This is a genomic window from Microbacterium mangrovi, from assembly GCF_000802305.1.
Taxonomy (GTDB): Bacteria; Actinomycetota; Actinomycetes; order Actinomycetales; family Microbacteriaceae; genus Microbacterium; species Microbacterium mangrovi.
The window spans coordinates 15,647-33,634 of record NZ_JTDK01000014.1; the positions used below are offsets into that span (position 1 = coordinate 15,647).

At 68.0% G+C, this 17,988-nt stretch carries 21 protein-coding genes; 8 read left to right on the forward strand and 13 right to left on the reverse strand.

What is annotated here, in order from left to right:
• Positions 1–180 precede the first annotated feature (180 nt).
• Positions 181–909: a hypothetical protein gene (locus LK09_RS14285; RefSeq protein WP_039400833.1), complete on the forward strand. Its 729-nt coding sequence runs from the start codon at positions 181–183 to the stop codon at positions 907–909.
• A 344-nt stretch (positions 910–1,253) separates the two neighbouring features.
• On the opposite strand, the gene LK09_RS14290 is transcribed toward LK09_RS14285, so the two are convergent.
• The 3 genes from LK09_RS14290 to LK09_RS14300 are packed head-to-tail and all read right to left on the reverse strand — an operon-like array spanning position 1,254 to position 4,575.
• Positions 1,254–2,282: a TIGR03842 family LLM class F420-dependent oxidoreductase gene (locus tag LK09_RS14290; protein WP_039400836.1), complete on the reverse strand. Its 1,029-nt coding sequence runs from the start codon at positions 2,280–2,282 to the stop codon at positions 1,254–1,256.
• A gap of 11 nt (positions 2,283–2,293) precedes the next feature.
• Positions 2,294–3,730: a dihydropyrimidinase gene (gene hydA / locus LK09_RS14295; protein ID WP_039400839.1), complete on the reverse strand. Its 1,437-nt coding sequence runs from the start codon at positions 3,728–3,730 to the stop codon at positions 2,294–2,296.
• Positions 3,727–4,575 carry a nitrilase-related carbon-nitrogen hydrolase gene (locus tag LK09_RS14300; RefSeq protein WP_039400842.1) on the reverse strand — a complete coding sequence of 283 codons (849 nt, stop codon included), beginning with the start codon at positions 4,573–4,575 and terminating at the stop codon, positions 3,727–3,729. The genes hydA and LK09_RS14300 overlap by 4 nt, the downstream gene beginning before the upstream one ends.
• A 182-nt stretch (positions 4,576–4,757) precedes the next feature.
• Here LK09_RS14300 and LK09_RS22020 point away from each other — a divergent pair, with 182 nt between their 5' ends.
• The 3 genes from LK09_RS22020 to LK09_RS14315 are packed head-to-tail and all read left to right on the forward strand — an operon-like array spanning position 4,758 to position 7,658.
• Positions 4,758–5,828, forward strand: coding sequence for a LolA family protein (locus tag LK09_RS22020; RefSeq protein ID WP_039400844.1), 1,071 nt, complete (start codon positions 4,758–4,760; stop codon positions 5,826–5,828).
• A complete protein-coding gene (locus LK09_RS22025) occupies positions 5,825–6,793 on the forward strand; it encodes an ABC transporter ATP-binding protein (protein ID WP_039400847.1) in 969 nt (322 codons plus the stop codon). Before LK09_RS22020 ends, LK09_RS22025 begins: the two co-directional genes overlap by 4 nt.
• Positions 6,780–7,658, forward strand: a complete 879-nt coding sequence (locus LK09_RS14315; RefSeq protein ID WP_052226804.1) for an ABC transporter permease — start codon at positions 6,780–6,782, stop codon at positions 7,656–7,658. The genes LK09_RS22025 and LK09_RS14315 overlap by 14 nt, the downstream gene beginning before the upstream one ends.
• Before the next feature lie 24 nt (positions 7,659–7,682).
• On the opposite strand, the gene LK09_RS14320 is transcribed toward LK09_RS14315, so the two are convergent.
• The 10 genes from LK09_RS14320 to LK09_RS14365 are packed head-to-tail and all read right to left on the reverse strand — an operon-like array spanning position 7,683 to position 13,602.
• The gene (locus LK09_RS14320) at positions 7,683–8,486 is read right to left on the reverse strand and encodes a GvpL/GvpF family gas vesicle protein (protein WP_052226805.1); all 804 of its coding nucleotides are present in this window, start codon (positions 8,484–8,486) and stop codon (positions 7,683–7,685) included.
• The gene (locus LK09_RS14325; protein WP_082008274.1) at positions 8,483–8,875 is read right to left on the reverse strand and encodes a gas vesicle protein K; all 393 of its coding nucleotides are present in this window, start codon (positions 8,873–8,875) and stop codon (positions 8,483–8,485) included. Before LK09_RS14325 ends, LK09_RS14320 begins: the two co-directional genes overlap by 4 nt.
• Positions 8,856–9,122 (reverse strand): gas vesicle protein, encoded by a 267-nt coding sequence (locus LK09_RS14330; RefSeq protein ID WP_082008275.1) that lies wholly within the window; start codon positions 9,120–9,122, stop codon positions 8,856–8,858. The genes LK09_RS14325 and LK09_RS14330 overlap by 20 nt, the downstream gene beginning before the upstream one ends.
• 9 nt (positions 9,123–9,131) lie before the next feature.
• The gene (locus LK09_RS22140; protein ID WP_269430940.1) at positions 9,132–9,539 is read right to left on the reverse strand and encodes a gas vesicle protein; all 408 of its coding nucleotides are present in this window, start codon (positions 9,537–9,539) and stop codon (positions 9,132–9,134) included.
• Positions 9,540–9,569: 30 nt separating this feature from the next.
• Complete coding sequence (gvpO, locus tag LK09_RS21180) at positions 9,570–10,073, reverse strand: gas vesicle protein GvpO (RefSeq protein ID WP_082008276.1); 504 nt, start codon at positions 10,071–10,073, stop codon at positions 9,570–9,572.
• A 2-nt stretch (positions 10,074–10,075) separates the two neighbouring features.
• Complete coding sequence (locus tag LK09_RS14345; protein ID WP_039400850.1) at positions 10,076–10,324, reverse strand: gas vesicle protein GvpG; 249 nt, start codon at positions 10,322–10,324, stop codon at positions 10,076–10,078.
• A gap of 4 nt (positions 10,325–10,328) precedes the next feature.
• A complete protein-coding gene (locus LK09_RS14350) occupies positions 10,329–11,069 on the reverse strand; it encodes a GvpL/GvpF family gas vesicle protein (protein ID WP_039400853.1) in 741 nt (246 codons plus the stop codon).
• Positions 11,066–11,494 (reverse strand): gas vesicle protein GvpJ, encoded by a 429-nt coding sequence (gvpJ, locus tag LK09_RS14355; RefSeq protein ID WP_039400856.1) that lies wholly within the window; start codon positions 11,492–11,494, stop codon positions 11,066–11,068. The genes LK09_RS14350 and gvpJ overlap by 4 nt, the downstream gene beginning before the upstream one ends.
• A gap of 2 nt (positions 11,495–11,496) precedes the next feature.
• Positions 11,497–12,816: an SRPBCC family protein gene (locus LK09_RS14360; protein WP_052226807.1), complete on the reverse strand. Its 1,320-nt coding sequence runs from the start codon at positions 12,814–12,816 to the stop codon at positions 11,497–11,499.
• Between the two features lie 12 nt (positions 12,817–12,828).
• A complete protein-coding gene (locus tag LK09_RS14365) occupies positions 12,829–13,602 on the reverse strand; it encodes a hypothetical protein (protein ID WP_039400860.1) in 774 nt (257 codons plus the stop codon).
• Positions 13,603–13,793: 191 nt separating this feature from the next.
• Here LK09_RS14365 and LK09_RS14370 point away from each other — a divergent pair, with 191 nt between their 5' ends.
• The 4 genes from LK09_RS14370 to LK09_RS22145 all read left to right on the forward strand — a co-directional run bounded on the left by LK09_RS14370 (position 13,794) and on the right by LK09_RS22145 (position 17,931).
• Positions 13,794–15,110: a diguanylate cyclase domain-containing protein gene (locus LK09_RS14370; RefSeq protein WP_039400864.1), complete on the forward strand. Its 1,317-nt coding sequence runs from the start codon at positions 13,794–13,796 to the stop codon at positions 15,108–15,110.
• 40 nt (positions 15,111–15,150) lie between these two features.
• Positions 15,151–15,627 carry a hypothetical protein gene (locus LK09_RS14375; RefSeq protein WP_156138830.1) on the forward strand — a complete coding sequence of 159 codons (477 nt, stop codon included), beginning with the start codon at positions 15,151–15,153 and terminating at the stop codon, positions 15,625–15,627.
• A gap of 57 nt (positions 15,628–15,684) precedes the next feature.
• Entirely contained in the window at positions 15,685–16,521 is an 837-nt protein-coding gene (locus LK09_RS14380) for a phosphotransferase (protein WP_082008297.1), read from the forward strand.
• A 171-nt stretch (positions 16,522–16,692) separates the two neighbouring features.
• Complete coding sequence (locus tag LK09_RS22145) at positions 16,693–17,931, forward strand: Fic family protein (RefSeq protein ID WP_039400877.1); 1,239 nt, start codon at positions 16,693–16,695, stop codon at positions 17,929–17,931.
• Positions 17,932–17,988: the final 57 nt, after the last annotated feature.

Below are 17,988 nucleotides of genomic sequence, written 5' to 3' on the forward strand. Positions count from 1 at the left end.
CCCGTCGACTACTCAATTCTCCGGTTTCAGCACTCAATAGCGTCGATTCGCTACTCAAAGACCTTGATCTACTACTCACTGAGGCCGTTCACACACGAACCGGGCGCTGCTCGAGTTTAGTTTCGACGTGTCGGTCGTGACGATGCGGCCGGATCAACGAAGATTGAGATTGGAAGAGACATGGCAATTCGAGTCTTCCGTAAGGCCGCAATCGCGGCTTCTGCTGCCCTTCTCCTCGGTGGCATCGCCACCCCGGCATTCGCCGACTCGGCGCCCAACGGATCGTCCGAGATCACGGAGTATCCCGGGATCTCGGACAGCGTCGTCGCCGACCTCAACGCTGGCTTCGACCGAGTGGGCGTGGCTGGCGCCGCGCGAGCCGGGCTCTTCGCGAAGTGGGCTGCGGGCGAGCAGTTCGACAGCTTCACAGATGCGGCTCCTGTCAGCATCGAGACCTTCCGGGTCGGCATCACCGACTTCACGCGCGATGTCTACGCCGACGGCTCGGTGTCGGTGACGTCGGTCGAAAGGCCGACGGTCCCTTCGAACGCATCTGGTGGCATCTCGCCACAGATTGCAGGCATCTCCGGTTGCAAGTACCTGCTGAGCACAGGCGTAGCGTCGTACTCGAACTGCAAGATCTCCAAAGACTCCGCCGTGCTCTACATGAGCTTCCGTGCAAACTACCAGCGGTGGTCACGCGGTTCGGGCGCCCAACTCGCGAACAGCTGGGACTGGGATCTGCAGTCGAGCGGAGCTTCATGCGCCAAAACCAGCCTCGCCGGAGTCACGTCGACAAAGGTGCAGATGCGCGCCAGCTGCAACTTCCCGGCGGGCGTTGGATCGAGCAACCCGTACCTGTTGCTCAGTGTGTCTTCGAGTTCGGCAAAGGTCACGTCGAACTACTAACCCGTTTGGAAGCGAGTGAGACATGAATACATCTCTCGTATATGCTGGCCTGTTCATCGAGTTTGCACCGACGATCATCGCAATTGCGGCCCTCATTCTGGCTATCGTCGCGAATGTGCGTCTTCGCACTCAAGTAAGACGTCTCCGACAGGAAATGGACAGTCGCAAGGATCCGCGGACGGCCACATCGGGCGGCTGATAACGCTTCGTGAGGCACGATCGACATGTCGGAACACGTCGTCGAGGTGGATTCGGTCGTGCTTCACGAATCGGGCGCTCGCGAGCATCCCGCGCGGCGCCGCGACGGGAACGGGTGCCGCCCTCGGCCGGGTCCGACGCGCCCCTCACACCTTCGCGATGATCGGGTCGCGCAGGGCGGGGATCACCGTCTCGCCGTAGACGCGCAGCGTCTCCTCTTTGTTGTCGTGGTCGAGGTAGCCGGCGAAGTGGTCGACGCCGATCGCCTTCATCTCCTCGAGCTTGGCCTTGTGGTCCTCCGCCGATCCGATGACGCAGAACCGCTCGACGATCTCGTCGGGCACGAAGTCGACGTGGGTGTTACCGGCGCGGCCGTGCTCGTTGTAGTCGTAGCCTTCGCGACCCTTGATGTAGTCGGTGAGGGCGTGCGGCACCTCGCTGTCGGCGCCGTACTTGGCGACGATGTCGGCGACGTGGTTGCCGACCATCCCGCCGAACCAGCGGCACTGGTCCCGGGCGTGGGCGCGCCCCGCCGCGGTCCCGTCGGTGACGTAGAACGGGGCGGCGACGCAGAACGTGATGGCATCCGGATCCCGCCCGGCGCTCTCGGCGGCCTGCCGGACGGTCGCGATCATCCACCGGGCGACATCCGGATCCGCGCACTGCAGGATGAACCCGTCGCCTACTTCGCCGGTGAGCTTGAGCGCGAGCGGGCCGTAGGCCGCGACCCACACGTCCAGCTGCGAGCCGCGGCTCCACGGGAACCGGATGGTCGACCCGTTGATCTCCACCGGGCGCGAGTTCGCCAGCTCCCGGATCACATGGACGGCCTCCCGCAGCTCGGCGAGGGTCGTCGGCTTGCCGCCGGTGACGCGCACCGCCGAGTCGCCGCGCCCGATGCCGCAGATCGTCCGGTTGCCGAACGACGCGTTCAGCGTCGCGAACGTGGATGCCGTGACCGTCCAGTCCCGGGTGGCCGGGTTGGTGACCATCGGCCCGACCTTGATCAGCGTCGTGGCGGCCAGGATCTGCGCGTGCACGACGTACGGCTCCTGCCACAGGATGTGCGAGTCGTAGGTCCAGAACGCCGCGAAGCCGTGCTCCTCGGCCAGCCTCGCCAGCGACACGATGCGCGGAACGGGCGGATTCACCTGCACGACGACGCCGAAGTCCATGGTCCGTCTCCTCAGATCAGGTACTGCGACAGGCCGCGCTTGAGGAACTGCCCGTCGCCGGCGCGTCCCCGGTATCCGCCGTCGTCCACGATGACCCGGCCGCGGGAGATCACCGTGTCGACGTGCCCGTCGATCTCGAAGCCCTCCCACGCGGAGTAGTCCATGTTCATGTGGTGCGTCTTGTTCACCCCGATCGACGTGTGCCCGTTCGGGTCGTAGACGACGACGTCGCCGTCGGCACCCGGCTGGATGACGCCCTTGCGCCCGTACAGTCCGAACATGCGCGCCGGGGTGGTGGAGATCAGCTCCACCCACCGCGGCAGCGAGATCTTCCCGGTGACGACCCCCTGGTACATGAGGTCGACGCGGTGCTCGACCGAGCCGATGCCGTTGGGGATCTTCGAGAAGTCCCCGAGGCCCAGGTCCTTCTGGCCCTTCATGCAGAACGGGCAGTGGTCGGTGGAGACCATCTGGATGTCGTTGGTGCGCAGACTCTGCCACATGTGGTGCTGGTGCCCCTCGGCGCGCGAGCGCAGCGGCGTGGAGCACACCCACTTCGCGCCCTCGAAGTCGCCCCATTCGTCGCTGGACGCCCCGAGCTGCTCCTCGAGCGACAGGTAGAGGTACTGCGGGCAGGTCTCGCCGAACACGTTCATGCCGCGGTCACGGGCGGCGGCGATCTGATCGACGGCCTGTTTCGCGCTGACGTGCACCACGTACAGGGGCGCCCCGGTGAGGTCGGCGATCATGATCGCCCGGTGCGTGGCCTCTTCCTCGGCCTGCCAGGGACGGGTCATCCCGTGCCAGTACGGCGACGTGTGCCCGGCATCCAGTGCCTGCTTGACGAGCACGTCGATCATGGCGCCGTTCTCGGCGTGCATCATCATCACCGCGCCGTTCTCGGCCCCGCGCTGGAACGCGCGCAGGATCTGCCCGTCGTCCGACAGGAACACGCCCTTGTACGCCATGAACAGCTTGAAGCTGGTCACGCCCTCCGCGACGAGCTCGTCCATCGCTGTCAGCGACGAGTCCTGCACGTCGGAGAGGATCTGGTGGAACCCGTAGTCGATCGCGCAGTTGCCGGCGGCCTTCTCGTGCCACGCGTGGTACTGGTCGAGGACGTTCTGGTCGGGGTATTGCACGATGAAGTCGACGATCGACGTGGTGCCGCCGATCGCCGCCGCGCGGGTGCCGGTCTCGAACGTGTCGGATGCCTCGGTGCCGCCGAACGGCATCTGCATGTGCGTGTGCGCGTCGATCCCGCCCGGGATGACGTATTTGCCGGCGGCATCCACGACGGTGTCCACGCTGGATGCCAGGTCGTGCCCGAGCAGGGTCGAGCCGGGCGCGAGCACCGCCGCGATCGTCTCGCCGTCGATGAGGATGTCGGCCTGGCCCGTGCCGGTCGCGTTGACGACCGTGCCGCCGGTGATGAGCGTCGTGGTCATGGCTTCGCGATCCTCACGTACGAGTCGGGTCGGCGGTCTCGGTAGAACTGCCAGTCGTCGCGCATCTCCTGCACCATGTCCAGGTCGAGGTCGCGCACCAGCACCTCCTCGTGCTCGCTCGAACCGCGCTCGCCGACGAAGTTGCCGCGCGGGTCGATGATCTGGCTCGTGCCGTAGAAGGAGACGGCATCCTCGCCGAACTCGTTGTCCTCGCGGCCCACCCGGTTCGGCTGCAGCACGAAGTATCCGTTCGCGACGGCCGCGCACGGCCCTTCGACCTCCCACAGCCGGTTGGAGAGGCCGGGCTTGGTGGCATTCGGATTGAACACCAGGTGGGCGTCGTTCAGCCCGAGTTCGCGCCACCCTTCGGGGAAGTGCCGGTCGTAGCAGATGTACATCCCGACCCGGCCGACGGCGGTCTCGAACACCGGATAGCCGAGGTTGCCGGGACGGAAGTAGAACTTCTCCCAGAAGCGGTCGAGGTGCGGGAGATGGTGCTTGCGGTAGGTGCCGAGCACCGTGCCGTCGGCATCCACCAGCACCGACGTGTTGTAGTAGACCCCGGTCTCGGCCTCCTCGTAGATCGGCAGCACCATGACCGTGCCGAGCTCCTTCGCCAGGGCGGCGAAGCGCTGCACGATCGGGCCGTCCGCCGCCTCCGCGTACCGGTAGTACTTCTTGTCCTGCACGATCCCGAAGTACGGGCCGTAGAAGAGCTCCTGGAAGCAGACGGCCTGCGCGCCCTGCCCCGCGGCATCCCGGGCGAACTGCTCGTGCTTGTCGAGCATCGACTCCTTGTCGCCCGTCCAGGTGGTCTGGGTGATGGCCGCTCGGATGGTTGTCATGGTGGTGTCCCCTCCCCGGGCGCCCGGGGCGGCCCATGCGAGCGATTGTGCCACTGCCCGCACCCGGATATCGAGAGGTGCGCCGACACCGGCCATCGGGAAGCCGAAGCGAACACTCAGCCCATGCCACGCGAACGCGCCTACACTCGCGACATGCAGCGGCCCGTGGAAGAGGTGTCCCGATGACGTTCAAGCGTGCCTGGATCCCCGCGATCGTGGCGCCCGCGGTGGTGGTCGCCGGCGGCATCCTGATCCCGACGATGGCCAACGCCGCGAGCGCGCCGCCGGACAAGACCGCGGCCGAGGTGCTCACCCTCATCGCCCACAGCCACGGCGCGCACTACTCCGGAACGGTGGAGCAGTCCTCGGACCTCGGTCTGCCGCAGCTGCCCGTGTCGATGCAGAAGCCGTCGGCGTCCGGCGGATTCGATGCCGCATCCGTCCTGCAGCTGGTCACCGGTTCGCACACCGCGAAGGTGTACGTCGACGGGCAGACCAGGCAGCGCGTGCAGCTGCTCGACACGCTCAGCGAGCGCGACCTCATCCACGACGGCACGTCGATGTGGACGTACGACGCCTCGCACCACACCGCCACCCACGTTTCCGCGTCGGCAGCGCAGGCCAAGGGCCGGATGCCGCAGGATGCCACCCCGGCGGCCCTCGCCGACCGGATGATCGCGTCCATCCAGCCGAGCACCGACGTGACCGTCTCGACCGGCACGGACCTCGGTCGCGGCGTCTACCTGCTGCGCCTCGCCCCGAAGACGACGGCCACGCTCGTCGGCGACGTCGTCGTGACCGTCGATGCGCAGACCGGGGTGCCGCTGGCGGTCCGGGTGGATGCCCGTCACCAGTCGACTCCGGCGATCAGCGTCGCGTTCTCGTCGTTCGACACCGGCCGTCCCGCCGCGAGCGTGTTCGCGTTCACACCCCCGCACGGCACCACTGTGAAGCAGGTCTCGCTGCCCGGCGACCTGCCGAAGAAGGCCCCGGTCGACAAGGCGGGCCTGCCTCAGCCCACCGTGATCGGCACCGGCTGGACCACCGTCGTCAAGGTGCCCGCCGGCAAGCTGTCCGCACAGGCGACGGCGGGTCTCGGTGCGAACGGCAGCGCCCTGCTCGGGGAGCTCACGCAGAGGGTGAACGGCGGCCGCATCCTGCAGACCTCCCTGTTCACCGTCTACCTGCGCGACGACGGAACCGTGTACGCGGGTGCCGTCCCGGCCGCGACGCTTCTCGCCGCGGCCAAGTGAACGCCCCGCCCGCGAAGGCCGCGCCCGCGGAGGCCGCGATCGTCACGCGCGGGCTGACCAAGCGTTTCGGGCGCAGTCACGGCGCCGCGGTCGACGGCCTCGACCTGCACGTGCCGTACGGCTCGGTGTTCGGCTTCCTCGGCCCCAACGGATCGGGCAAGACGACGACGATCCGGATGCTGCTCGGCCTCGCCGCGCCGACGGCGGGCGAGATCCGGCTCCTCGGCGACGAGCTGCCGCGCGGGCTGTCCGCGGTGCTGCCCCGGGTCGGGGCGCTCGTGGAGGGGCCGGCGTTCGCGCCGTTCCTGTCAGGGGCCGCGAACCTCGCCCGCTTCGACGCGGCCGACCCGACCTCGCGGGCGGCGACCCGCCGCGAGCGGGTGCACCGCGCCCTCGATCGCGTGGGCCTCGGCGCGGCCGCGACCAAGCGCGCGGGCGCGTATTCGCTCGGCATGAAGCAACGGCTGGGCCTCGCCGCCGCGCTCCTCGGGCCGCGCGATCTGCTCGTGCTCGACGAGCCCACCAACGGACTCGACCCGCAGGGCACGCGGGAGGTCCGGTCGCTCATCCGCTCCCTCGCCGCCGACGGGACGACGGTGTTCCTTTCCAGTCATCTGCTCACCGAGATCGAGCAGGTGTGCACGCACGTCGCGGTGATGCGGTCCGGGCGCCTGGTCACCGCCGGCACCCTCGACGACCTGCGCGCCGAGTCAGCCCCGCGGGTTCGCGTGCGCACGCCCGACCCGGATGCCGCCGCCGCCACCCTGCACCGGCTCGGGATGGTCGCCGAGCGGGCGACCGCGGACGAGTTGGATGCCGCCCTCCCGGCGGCGCTGGCCGTCGAGGCGGTGACCGCCGCGCTCGTCGCCGACGACGTGCGGGTGCGCGGGATCGCGGTGACGGGCGCGAGCCTGGAGGAACGATTCGTGGAGCTGACGGGGGAGGGATTCGATGTCGACGGATGACACGGCGGCCGCGGCATCCCTCTCGGCCCGCACGACCGCCCGGGCAGGACGCCGCCCGTTCGCGCTGTTCGGATCGGAGCTGGCCACGATGTTCCGGCGGTGGCGCACGATCGTGATGCTCGTGGCGCTCGCCCTCGTGCCGGTGCTCATCGCGATCGCCGTCCGACTCACCGGTGCGGGGTCGCGCGGCCGCGGACCCGCGTTCCTCGGGGACATCACCGGCAACGGGCTGTTCGTGATCTTCACCGCGATCACGGTGTCGATCCCGCTGTTCCTGCCGTTGACGGTCGGGGTCGTCGCGGGGGATTCGATCGCGGGCGAGGCGAACCTCGGAACTCTGCGGTACCTGCTGATCGCGCCGGTCGGACGCGTACGGCTGCTGGCGGTGAAGTTCGTCTCCAGCTGCGTGTTCGTCGCGGCGGCGCTCCTTTCGATCGTGATCGGCGGGGTGGCGGCGGGAGCCGCGCTGTTCCCGATGGGCCCGGTGACGCTGCTGTCGGGCGACACGGTGAGCGTGGGGGATGCCTTCGGCCGCGTGATGCTGCTGGCCGGCTACGCGTCGATCTCGCTGCTCGGGCTGTGCGCCATCGGCCTGTTCATCTCCACGCTCACCTCGATGCCGGTGGGGGCGATGGCGGCGACCGTCGTCATCGCCGGGGTGTCGCAGGTGCTCGACCAGCTGCCGCAGTTCGACGCCATCCACGCGTATCTGCCGACGCACTACTGGCTCGGGTTCGCCGACCTGCTGCGCAGCCCCATCGTGTTCGACTCGTACGGCCAGAACATCGTGCTGCAGCTCGGCTACATCATCGTGTTCGGCGGCTTCGCCATCACCCGGTTCACGACCAAGGACATCCTGAGCTGAGCGGCCCCGCGCACGCACGACGGACTACGGGCTCGAGGTGCGGGTCCAGGCCTCGCCGAGCGAGTCGGTGAAGGAGTACGGCGGCCACGGACCGATGAAGCTCACCTCGGCCGCCGGCTGCTCGCTGCGGATCGCGGCGAGCACCGACCCGACGGACTCCACGGCTTCCCGATCGGCGAGCAGCGCCACGGTGAGCACGGAGACGAACCCCTTCGGGGGGTGGGCGCGGCGGTTCTCCACCAGGTCCTCGCAGTGCTCGGCCAGTCGTGCGCGGTACTTGGGGTGCAGATCGTTCGCCAGCCGGTCGGCCGCGTCGCGCTCGAGGATGTCGAGCTTCTTCTGCAGCAGGCGCCGAACCCCGGGCGGGCGCCCGGCCATCGCGGTGCGCAACTCCGTCACGTTGGAGTCGCCCTGTGCCACGACGTGCTGGTCGAGGGCGATCTCGACCCGCAGTTCGACGAGGCCGGTAAGGGCGTCGAGCCGTGCGATGAGGGATGCCGCGGAATCGCTCAGCCATCCGCGCAGGCGCTCTTCGGCCGATTCGTCCTCGCCCGGCGCCACGATCACGTTGAATCCGGCCGGCAGCACCGTGTCGGCGAGCGCCCAGACGCGCTCCACGACCTCACTGTGCTGCACGATCCATTTCTTGACGTCGGCATCGGCACCGGTGAGCGGCGCCACGTCGCTGTCGTGCACCACTGCCGCGAGACCGGCTGCCGAGACGACGCGCAGCGGTGCGTCCCGGATGCCGACCCCGAGCGACGGCGTCTCGGCCGGCTCCGGAAAGACGGCGTAGAGGTAGAGTCCGGATGCTGCGGCGTCGGTCATCGCTCGCCCCGGAATCCCTTCCCGAGCCAGTCCGGGAGGTCCCGTGAGGCCGGATCCGGCGCCTGCACTCGGCCGGCCCGGGCGCGGTCTCGAAGGGTCGCTTCCGGATGGAGGAGCCTCTCGATCAGATCGTCGACCACATCGTCGAGGCCGGCGTGCAGATCGGCCACGGACTGGGCGATGCCGTGATCGTTCTTGATCTGCTCCATCGCCTCGTCGAGCTCGAGCAGCGCATCGCCGAGCCGGGCCTGCTCCTCTTCGGTCAGGGTGCCCCCCTCGATCCGCCGCAGGGCCTGGGTCTCCAGGGCTTCCTGGATCACTTCGACGAGGGTGACGACGAGCGTGAGTACGCCGTTCTTGAGGCTTCCCTCATCCACGTGCAGGGTCATCGTGCGCCTCCGCTCGGATTCTTTCGTCCCACTCCCGCATCAGGCCGTATTCGAGCAGGGTCTCCATACCCGCGATCGTGGCGCGCAGATTGACGCCGATGAGTGGGATGTCGGCGACGGTGATGATGAGGTCGAGGTCCAGGTAGACGCCCTTGTCCAGCAGCACGTCGACGAGCGCGCCGAGGGTCGCGCGCTGGTCGCGCGTCGGCGACAGGGGCGAGGGGGGCGGTTGCGACGACAGTGACATGAGGATGCCTCAGCCTTCCGTCGACCCGGACTCTTTGGAGAGCGCCTGGGCGCTGCGCCAGCCGCACCAGGGGCAGAATTCGTCGAGCAGCTGCTGCAGGGGGGCGCGCTTGCCGCACGCCGGACACGTCTCCTTCTGGCCGGATGCCTCCTGCCAGGCGATCGTGTCCCGGTCCGTTCCCGAAGGAAGCTCCAGTCCGTAGCGCACGGCCGTCTCCAGGGACGCCAGAGCGGCGCGGATCCGGATGCCGAGGAGGTCCACCCCGGCCACCGACACCACGATGTCGGCGTTGATGACCAGGCCCTTGTCCAGCAGCGTCTCGATCACGTGCGTGAGCGTGTTGTCTCCGGCCTTCTGCGGCTGCATGGCGGTGCCACGCGCCGGCATCATCGATGCGCCTGCGTTGTCAGTGCTCATTACGGCCTCTCGGGTCCAGGTGCACGGGCTTCAGTCGCGGGAGGTCCGGCCCCGCGTGTACCGCGACCGCCGCGTGTACGTGGTGAGGGCGCCCTCGTCGTCGACGCCCACTTCGTACTCGGCCAGGATGTCCGCGGTGTCCGGGATGCGGCGGGTCTCGACGACTTCCACGGTGACCTTCCAGCCGCCGTCGTCGCCCTTCTCGATGCCGACCACGCCTTCGACCTCGTGCTGTGTCAGCTCCTGCAGCTGTTGCACCGCCTCCCGCGCAGCCTGCGCCGGTTTCATCTTCCGGCCGCCGTGCTCGTGCTCCTGGGGCTTGTCGTGCTCCTGCGGCTTGTCGTGCGCGTGCTCGTCGTGCGCCTGGGGCTTGTCGTGCTCCGGGGCCTTGTCGTGCTCTCGGGGCTCGTCGTGTTCGGCGTCCTTGGGGCGTCGCGCGCGAGATGGCCGGTTCGCGGAGGAACCGGTGCTCGGACGCCGTGCGGCCGGCCGCTTTCGCGGTGCGTCCTGCGTGGACTGCTCGTCATCGGCCATGGCTATGCCTCCCGCCGCGGATGCCTCCGCGATTCGATGAGTCGTGCGACCAGCTCCTTCTCCGCCGCGCGAGCGTCCTCGTCCGAGATCGCCCCGGCTTCCCGGGCGGCGCTGATCTCTTCGAGCTGTCGCCGGATCGCGCCCGGATCGTAATATCGGCGCTCGGCCTCCTCGAGCACGCGCTCGGCGAGCCAGGTGGTTCCTCGAACGGGCGCCAGCGGAAGGGTGACGAGGCTGGTCAGCAGACCCATGCGCTCACACCTCGCCCACGAAGTCGTAGGGCGCCTGCGGGCCGAGCAGGCGGAAGATGATGCGACCCGCGCTCTCCGCCGCCAGGCTTTCGACGGCGCGCTCGAAGTCGGCCTGCGCGTTCCGGTCGACCAGCGCGACGATCTCCGCGACATCCTCCGCGCTGGTCCGCTCCCGGATCACCAGGTCCCGTGACAGCGGGGTGAGGCGTTCCGAGAGCGCGCGGGCATCCTCCTCGGCCTTGCGCCCGATGGCGTCCGAGACCGACCGGCCCAGCTCGATCCGCTCGTTGTACGACTCCTCCTCGGTGGTGCCGACGGTGGACTCGCGCAGCCGTGCGATGTTCGGGTTCTCCCAGATCACTTCGGCCAGCACGGCGTCTTCGACGTACCGCGCGCGCACGGTGAACTGGGTGGCGCCCTCGATGCGGTGCAGCCGCTCGAGGTAGTCGTCGTGCAGGCGCGGCAGGATGTCCTCGACGAGAACGTCGGCATCCGGCACGACCGTCCCGAAGGCCATCGGCAGCACGGCATCCCCGGCGGCGACCTGATCCAGGACCCTGCTGTGCGCCAGCAGGTTCTCGGGGGTGCCGATCTCCCCGGCATCCACGACCGGGCTCACGAGCACGGCGAGGTCACCGGCGGTCAGGACGTCGACGGGTTCGTCGTCGACGCCTGCCACCGGCGGCGTCGGCGTGCCGGTGCGCACGATGCCGTAGACGTACTGGTCGGTGTCGGTGGCGGTCATTCGCTTCGGCTCGCTGCCCGGCGACGCGGGGGACGACGCTGTTCGCCGTTGTCGTCGTCCTTGTCGTCGTCCTTGTCGTCCTTGTCCCCCTTGAACGCTTCCTTCACGCCCGAGAGCGCGCCGCTGGTCTTGCCCTTGGCCCCGCTCTCCTGCATGCCCTCGACGAGTTCGGGGAGATCCTTGCTGTCCTTGGTCAGGTCGAGCCGATTCGTCGCCTCGGCGAACCGCAGGTACGTGTCCACGCTCGCGATCACGATGCGCGCATCGATGGTCAGCACTTCGATGCCGACCAGCGACACCCGGACGTACGCGTCGATCACGAGCCCCTTGTCGAGGATGATCTCGATCACGTCCGCGAGCGAACTCGGTGCCGGACGCTCGAGGTATCCGCCGCGGGACCCGCGGGATTGCGATTGCGTCGTCATGCTCATCGGCCCTTACCTGCCCTTCGCGCCGGCTGTCGCTCGGCTTCCTCGTTCTCTTCGTCTTCGTCGGCGGGTTCGGCTTCTTCGTCGGCCGGTTCCTCGTCGGCGGGTTCTTCGTCGTACTCCTCGTCGGATTCGTCGGCGGGTTCTTCGTCGGCGTATTCCTCGTCGGATTCTTCGTCGGCGTATTCCTCGGCGGGCTCTTCGTCGGCGTACTCCTCGTCGGATTCGTCGGCGGGTTCTTCGTCGGCGTACTCCTCGTCGGACTCGTCGGCGGGCTCCTCGTCCGCGTACTCCTCGTCCGATTCGTCGGCGGGCTCCTCGTCCGCGTACTCCTCGTCGGACTCGTCGTTCGCGTAGTCCTCATCGGAGGACTCGTCCTCGTCGGAGGGCGCCTCCTCCTCGTCGTACTCGTCCTCCGCCTCGTCACCCTCTTCGGGCTCCGCCTCGTCCGACCCGTTCTCCTGGTCCTCCTTCTCGGCGTTCTCCTGCTCGACGACCTCTTCGTGGGTCCGGACGATCTCCTCGTCGCGGATCTCGGCGCGCCACCCTTCGACGCTGTCCGGATCGAGGATCGTCGTCGTCATGACGTGACGCACGTAACGCTTCATCTCGACGCGGACGCGGCGCCCGACCGCGCGCCAGATCTGGGCGGTCTTCTCCATGAACCCCTGCGGGTAGTACTCGACGACGATGCAGATCCGGGTCAGGCGCGGCGCCAGCTCATGGAACGTCACCGCACCGTCGAGATGGCCCTTCTGCCCGCTGGACTTCCAGATGATGCGGTCATCCGGCACCATCTCCTTGATCTTCGCGTCCCACTGCCGGTGAGACCAGAACACCTGTCCCTTGAAGGCGACGGTGCCTTCCTCTTCAGAGGGCTCGGAGCGTTCGACCTTCTTCATGAAGTCGGACCACTGATCGAACTCCGTCCATTGGTTGTAGGCGACCGAGATCGGGACGCCGACGTCGATCCACTCGACGAGGTTGACGACCTTCTGCTTCTTGCTGCCCTTCCCGCCGCCGCCGGTGAAGGCATCCTTGATCTTGTCCTTCACGCCGGAGAGAGCTCCGCCGATGGCGCCTTTGACGGGGCTCTTGCCCTCGGCAGAGGCCTCGACGCCGCCCTTCACGGCTTGCCCGGCGACGCCGGACGATTCGCCGTTCGCGAATCCGGTCAGCTTCTCGGTGTAGCCCTCGACCTTGTCGGAGGCCTTGCCGAGCACGTTGCCGAAGAGTGCCTTTCCGAACTTGATGGTGGAGTCCATCAGGTCGTCGAGGGGCAGCTTGTCTGTCAGCGACTCTGACGACTTGTCAGCCATGTCGTGGACTCCTTACTTGGACGACGACCGGCGAGTGCGGCCACTCGAGGAACCGCCGCTCGACGAACCACTGCTCGACGAGCCGCTGCCCGACGAGCCCGAGGAGCTGCGACGGCGCGGTGCGGGCTTGGAGGACGACGAGGATCCCGTCGACTTGGACGAGGAGCTCGATCGCTGTGCGGGCTTCTTCGCGGTGCCGCTGCCGGAGCTGCTTCGCGTGCCGCTGCCGGACGAGCTGCGCGAGCCGCTGCCGGACGCACTGCGCGTGCCGTTGCCGGAGGCGCTTCGCGACCGGGTCGCCTGCTTCCTCGGCGCCGGCTCGGACTCTTCTTCGTCCGCGGATTCGTCCTCGTCGGCGGGCTCTTCCTCCTCGGCGGAGTCGTCCTGGTCGCCCTCGTCCTCGTCAGAGGGCTGCTCCTCGTCGGCGGGCTCCTCCTGGTCGGCTTCTTCCTCGTCGGCCGGCTCTTCGGGCTCCTCCTCGTCGGATTCACCGCTCATGCGGTCCGTCCGGTTGCGGATCTTGTCCGTCAGCGAGGAGATCCCCTTGGCGGCTCCGGCGACGCCCGCCTCCTTGATCGCGACGGTCATCTTGCCGGTGACCTGCTCGGTCAGCTTCTTCACCTCGGGCGAAGAATTCAGCAGATCCTTCCCTCGCTCGATCAGAACGGGGAGGAACTTCCTCCCGGCGACCGCGGTCGCGATCACCAGTGCCAGGCGCAGCTTCTTCGTACGGCCGAGCAGGTAGCCACCCAGCAGCACCCCTGCCATCTTCGTCTTGTCATCCATGGGCTCGAGGCCTCCTCGGGTCGTGAGGTCGTTCCGGACGCATCGCGACTGCGAGCGTCGGAGAACGGGTTGGCTACTACATGTAGGTGAGTGCGACACGACGTTGGAGACCCTTGACATCAGGGAAAACGGAGGGTACGGGAGGGCTCTCTCGTAGAATCCGATCTGAATGCCGGCCGAAGGAGGGATGCATGAACGAACACGCTGCCGACGGGTTGCCGGTCGGGATCGTGCGCTTGGACGGTGACGGCCGCGTCGCCGCAGCCAACCGATGGTTCGGCGAGTGGGCCGGGACGGCCGCGGCCGACCTCGTCGGCCTGCCGATCCGCGAGGTCATGGTCGACACCGACGACCCGATCCGGACGGGGAAGCTCGGTCCGCGGATGATGGTCGATCCACGCACACCCGGGCGGGCTGCGATGGTGACGCGCCACGTGGCGCAGGGCGACGACGGACACGATGTCCTCGTCGTGCAGGAGGCGAGTGAACGGTACCGCGGGCTGACCGACCTGCGCCGCCGATACGCCCTCGCGGATCGAACCCGCGTCCGTCTGCAGCTGATCATGGACAGTGCGGTGCGGTTCGCCGCCGCCACGGACGAGGATCGTCTCGGCGAGATCCTCGCAGAGACGACGACCCGGGCTTATCGGGCCGAGGAATCGACGGTGTACCTCCGCCGATCCGACGGCTCGACGGCGATTTCCGCGGGCTTCGACCCGTTGCCTTCCGAGTTCGACACCACGTCCCTCGTCGACCTGGTCAGTGCATCCCGGCGAGTGGTGCGGATCGAAGGACCGGACGCGGGTGACGAGGTGAAGGCCGGTCTCGGATCGGCGATGCGGAGCGCCGGCATCCAGTCCATCCTCGCCGCGCCCCTGCATCATGAGGAGATCGACTTCGGGGCGTTCATCAGCTGGTTCCATCACGAGCGCACCTTCGACTGGGAGGCGTCGCCGCTGGCGGAAGCACTCGCGGGGCAGGCGGCGCAGTCTCTCGCGACCCTCAAGCTGCAGGCCCTGCTGGCGCACGCCGCCACCCACGACGAGGTCACCGGGCTTCCGAACCGGCGGCTCCTAGAGACGCAGATGAGCGAGCTCATGGAAAAGTCCGGATGCGCCGTGCTTTTCATCGACCTCGACAAGTTCAAGCAGATCAACGATCTGCTCGGGCACCACACCGGAGACCGACTGCTCTGCGAGGTGGCGAATCTGCTCCTCGCCGCTGTTCGCAGCGAAGACCTGGTCGCCCGGTACGGCGGCGATGAGTTCGTCATCGCCTGCGAACTCGACGAGTCCTCCGTCGCAACCGATATCGCCGATCGCATCCTCGCGATGCTCCACGATTTTCAGAACCGCCCCGGCCCGTGGCGCGAGATCAAGGCCAGCATCGGACTCGCGATCGCGCCGCCCGGGAGCACGATCACACCCGACCAACTCATCCGCCGGGCCGACCTCGCGATGTATCGCGCGAAGGCCGCAGGCGGAGACAGAGTGGAACTGGCGAACTGAGTCGGTTGCGGTGCCGCGTCTTCGCTGGTAGCCCTGCCGTATGAGGGCCGGCTTCCTGCGACGATTCGCCATCGTGATGCTCGTCGGCTACGCCCTGCAGTTCGTCCTCGGGATGACGCTCAACCTCTTCGTGACGATTCCGGACGTGCACCCCGGGACATCCGGCGACGAGTACTTCAGCCGGTCGTTCACGAGTCTCCTCTGGGCACTGTCCGGAGCTGGCGGGCCGGCGCTGTTCACGCACGCGCTCGTCGGGGCCGCGCTGTTCGCCGGCTCCGTCACGCTGTTCGTCACCTGCGTTCTCCGCCGAGCCCGTGGCTGGCGGTGGCTCACCGGCATTGCCGCGTTCTTCACGTTCGGCGCTTTCTTCAACGGGATGAGCTTTCTCGACTACGGCGAAGACTTCAGCTCCGCGATCATGGCGGGCTGCTGGCTGATCGCCACGGGCGCCATCGTCGTCGCCCTCATCCGGCGCGAGCAGCGCCCGGTCGACGGGCCCGTCGGGTCCGCCCGATAGCGGGGCGGGATGCCCCGGGGCGGCACGGCGCCATCGAAGCGATGGCAGGATCGAATGATGAGCGCGAGGCAGCAGGCGTGGACTTCCGACAGCCCCGAGACGCCTCTTCTCGGAGGCGACGTCACGGTCGGCGTCGTGCGCTCCGGTGACACCGTTCGGCGTCCGCCGGGCATTTCGTCGCCTGCAGTCCGTGTCCTGCTCGAGCATCTGGAAGAGACCGGGTTCGACGGCGCACCCCGCTACCTCGGCGTCGATGACCGCGGCCGCGACGTGCTGTCGTTCATCGAAGGCGAGACCGCCGGGCGACCCGCGCCGGAGTGGGTGGCCGACACCGACCGGGCGATCAGCGTCGCACGCCTGCTGCGTCGATACCACGACGCTGTCGCGTCTCTCGGGGTGCCGACGGTGTTCGACGGAGCGCGCTTGTCTGAACCGCAGGGGCTCCCGCCGGCGCTCGAAGTGCATCGCGACCTCATCGGGCACCGCGACATCACGGTCGAGAACGTCGTGTTCCGGGAGGGTGCCGCCGTCGGTCTGATCGACTTCGACCTGGCCCGGGCGAGCTCGCGGGCCGACGACATCTGCAACATGCTGCAGTGGTGGGCACCCTGGATGCCGGCAGAGGACCGTCCTGGCCCGCTCATCGATGTCGACCCGTACCAGCGCACCAGAGCCATGCTGGACGCCTACTCCCTCGATCCCGCCGAGCGGAGGCTGCTCGTGCCCCTCGCGCGGAACGGTGCCGAGCGGTCGTGGCACCTCATGCGACATCGAGCGCTGGTCGACGGCGGCGGCTGGCGCCGGATGTGGGACGAGGGCGTCGGCGACGCGATCCTGCGCCGGCAGGAGTGGCTGCGCCGCAACGAGCGGTCTCTCATCGAGTCTGTCAGCTGAGAGCCGGTCCAGACCCGGCCTCTCCTTGGAGTCATATCCGACGTCTAAACGGGAGTAAGACGTGCCGTTACCAACAGATGTTCCCCAAGGTGTTGGCAGTGGAACCACCTTCTGTTGGAGTCTGTAACCCTTACCAACACTTATAGAACTAAGTGTTGGTAAAATGATGGGGTGAGCACACCTCCCGCTGACGTTGGGATCCCGATCGATCCCGTCTCCTCCGAGACGTTCGACTGGAAGCCGCGCGCGCCGCAGATGTACTCGCGCGCCGAAGTGGTGCGCCAGACCGGTCCCTACGAGGCGACCGTCACCGCCTCGATCGCCGGCTGGGAGCCCCACATCTCCGGGGAAGACGCTGCCGACGTGGAGGACGCGACCCGGCAGTTGGTCGCGTTCGACCAGCATGCACAACGCACCCTCGGCACCGACAACCCGGCACTCGGACCGATGACCGCGATCCTGCTGCGCACGGAGTCGGCATCCAGCTCGCAGATCGAGCACCTGACGACTTCGGCGAGACAGCTCGCCCTCGCCGAGATCGACGAGGGCGAGAAGCGAAACGCGCTCACCGTCGTCGGCAACGTCCGCGCCATGGAGGCAGCGCTTGCCCTCGCGGACGAGATCAGCGAGGAGTCCATCCTCGCCATGCACGACGCGCTGCTGAGTCACCAGGTCGGCCTCGAGCAGGAGGCTGGGAAATACCGGCGCGAGCAGGTATGGATCGGAACCGGGAACGCCGGCCCCCGACTGGCCGAGTTCGTCGCGCCGCATCATGACCGCATCCCCGGTGCGATTGAGGATCTGGTCGCGTTCGCGCGGCGCGAGGACGTGTCCGTGCTCGTACAGGTCGCTGTCGCTCATGCCCAGTTCGAGACGATCCATCCGTTCGTCGACGGCAACGGCCGGACAGGGCGGGCGCTGGCCCAGTCGATCCTCCGCAACAAGGGCCTGGTCGGCTCCACCGCCGTGCCGATATCTGCGGGGCTGCTCGTCGACGTGAACCGCTACTTCGGTGCGCTGAGCGCATTCCGGGACGGTGATGCCGGCCCCATCATCCGGGAATTCGCCTCGGCAGCCCGGATCGCGGCGAGCTCGGGCACCCGACTCGTCGATGATCTGGTCCGTGAACTCGACGAGTCACGCGCGAAGATGAAGGGCATCCGGGCGAACGCCGCGGCGTGGAAGGTTCTGCCTGCGCTCGTCGGACAGCCCGCGGTCAATACGAAGTACCTCATGACGACCGTGGGCCTGGGCGAGATGGCGGCGCTTCGTGCGCTCGACGCACTCACTGAGCGGGAGGTCCTCACCGAGACCACGGGGAAGACACGCGGTCGTGTCTGGCAGCACCGCGGCATTTTCGACGTGCTCGATCAGTACGCGGAGGAGATCCGTCGGATGAGCGTGCGCTGATCAGCAGAAACAAAGAAACCCTCGCGATGTAGAAGCTACGCGAGGGTTTCCGTGGCC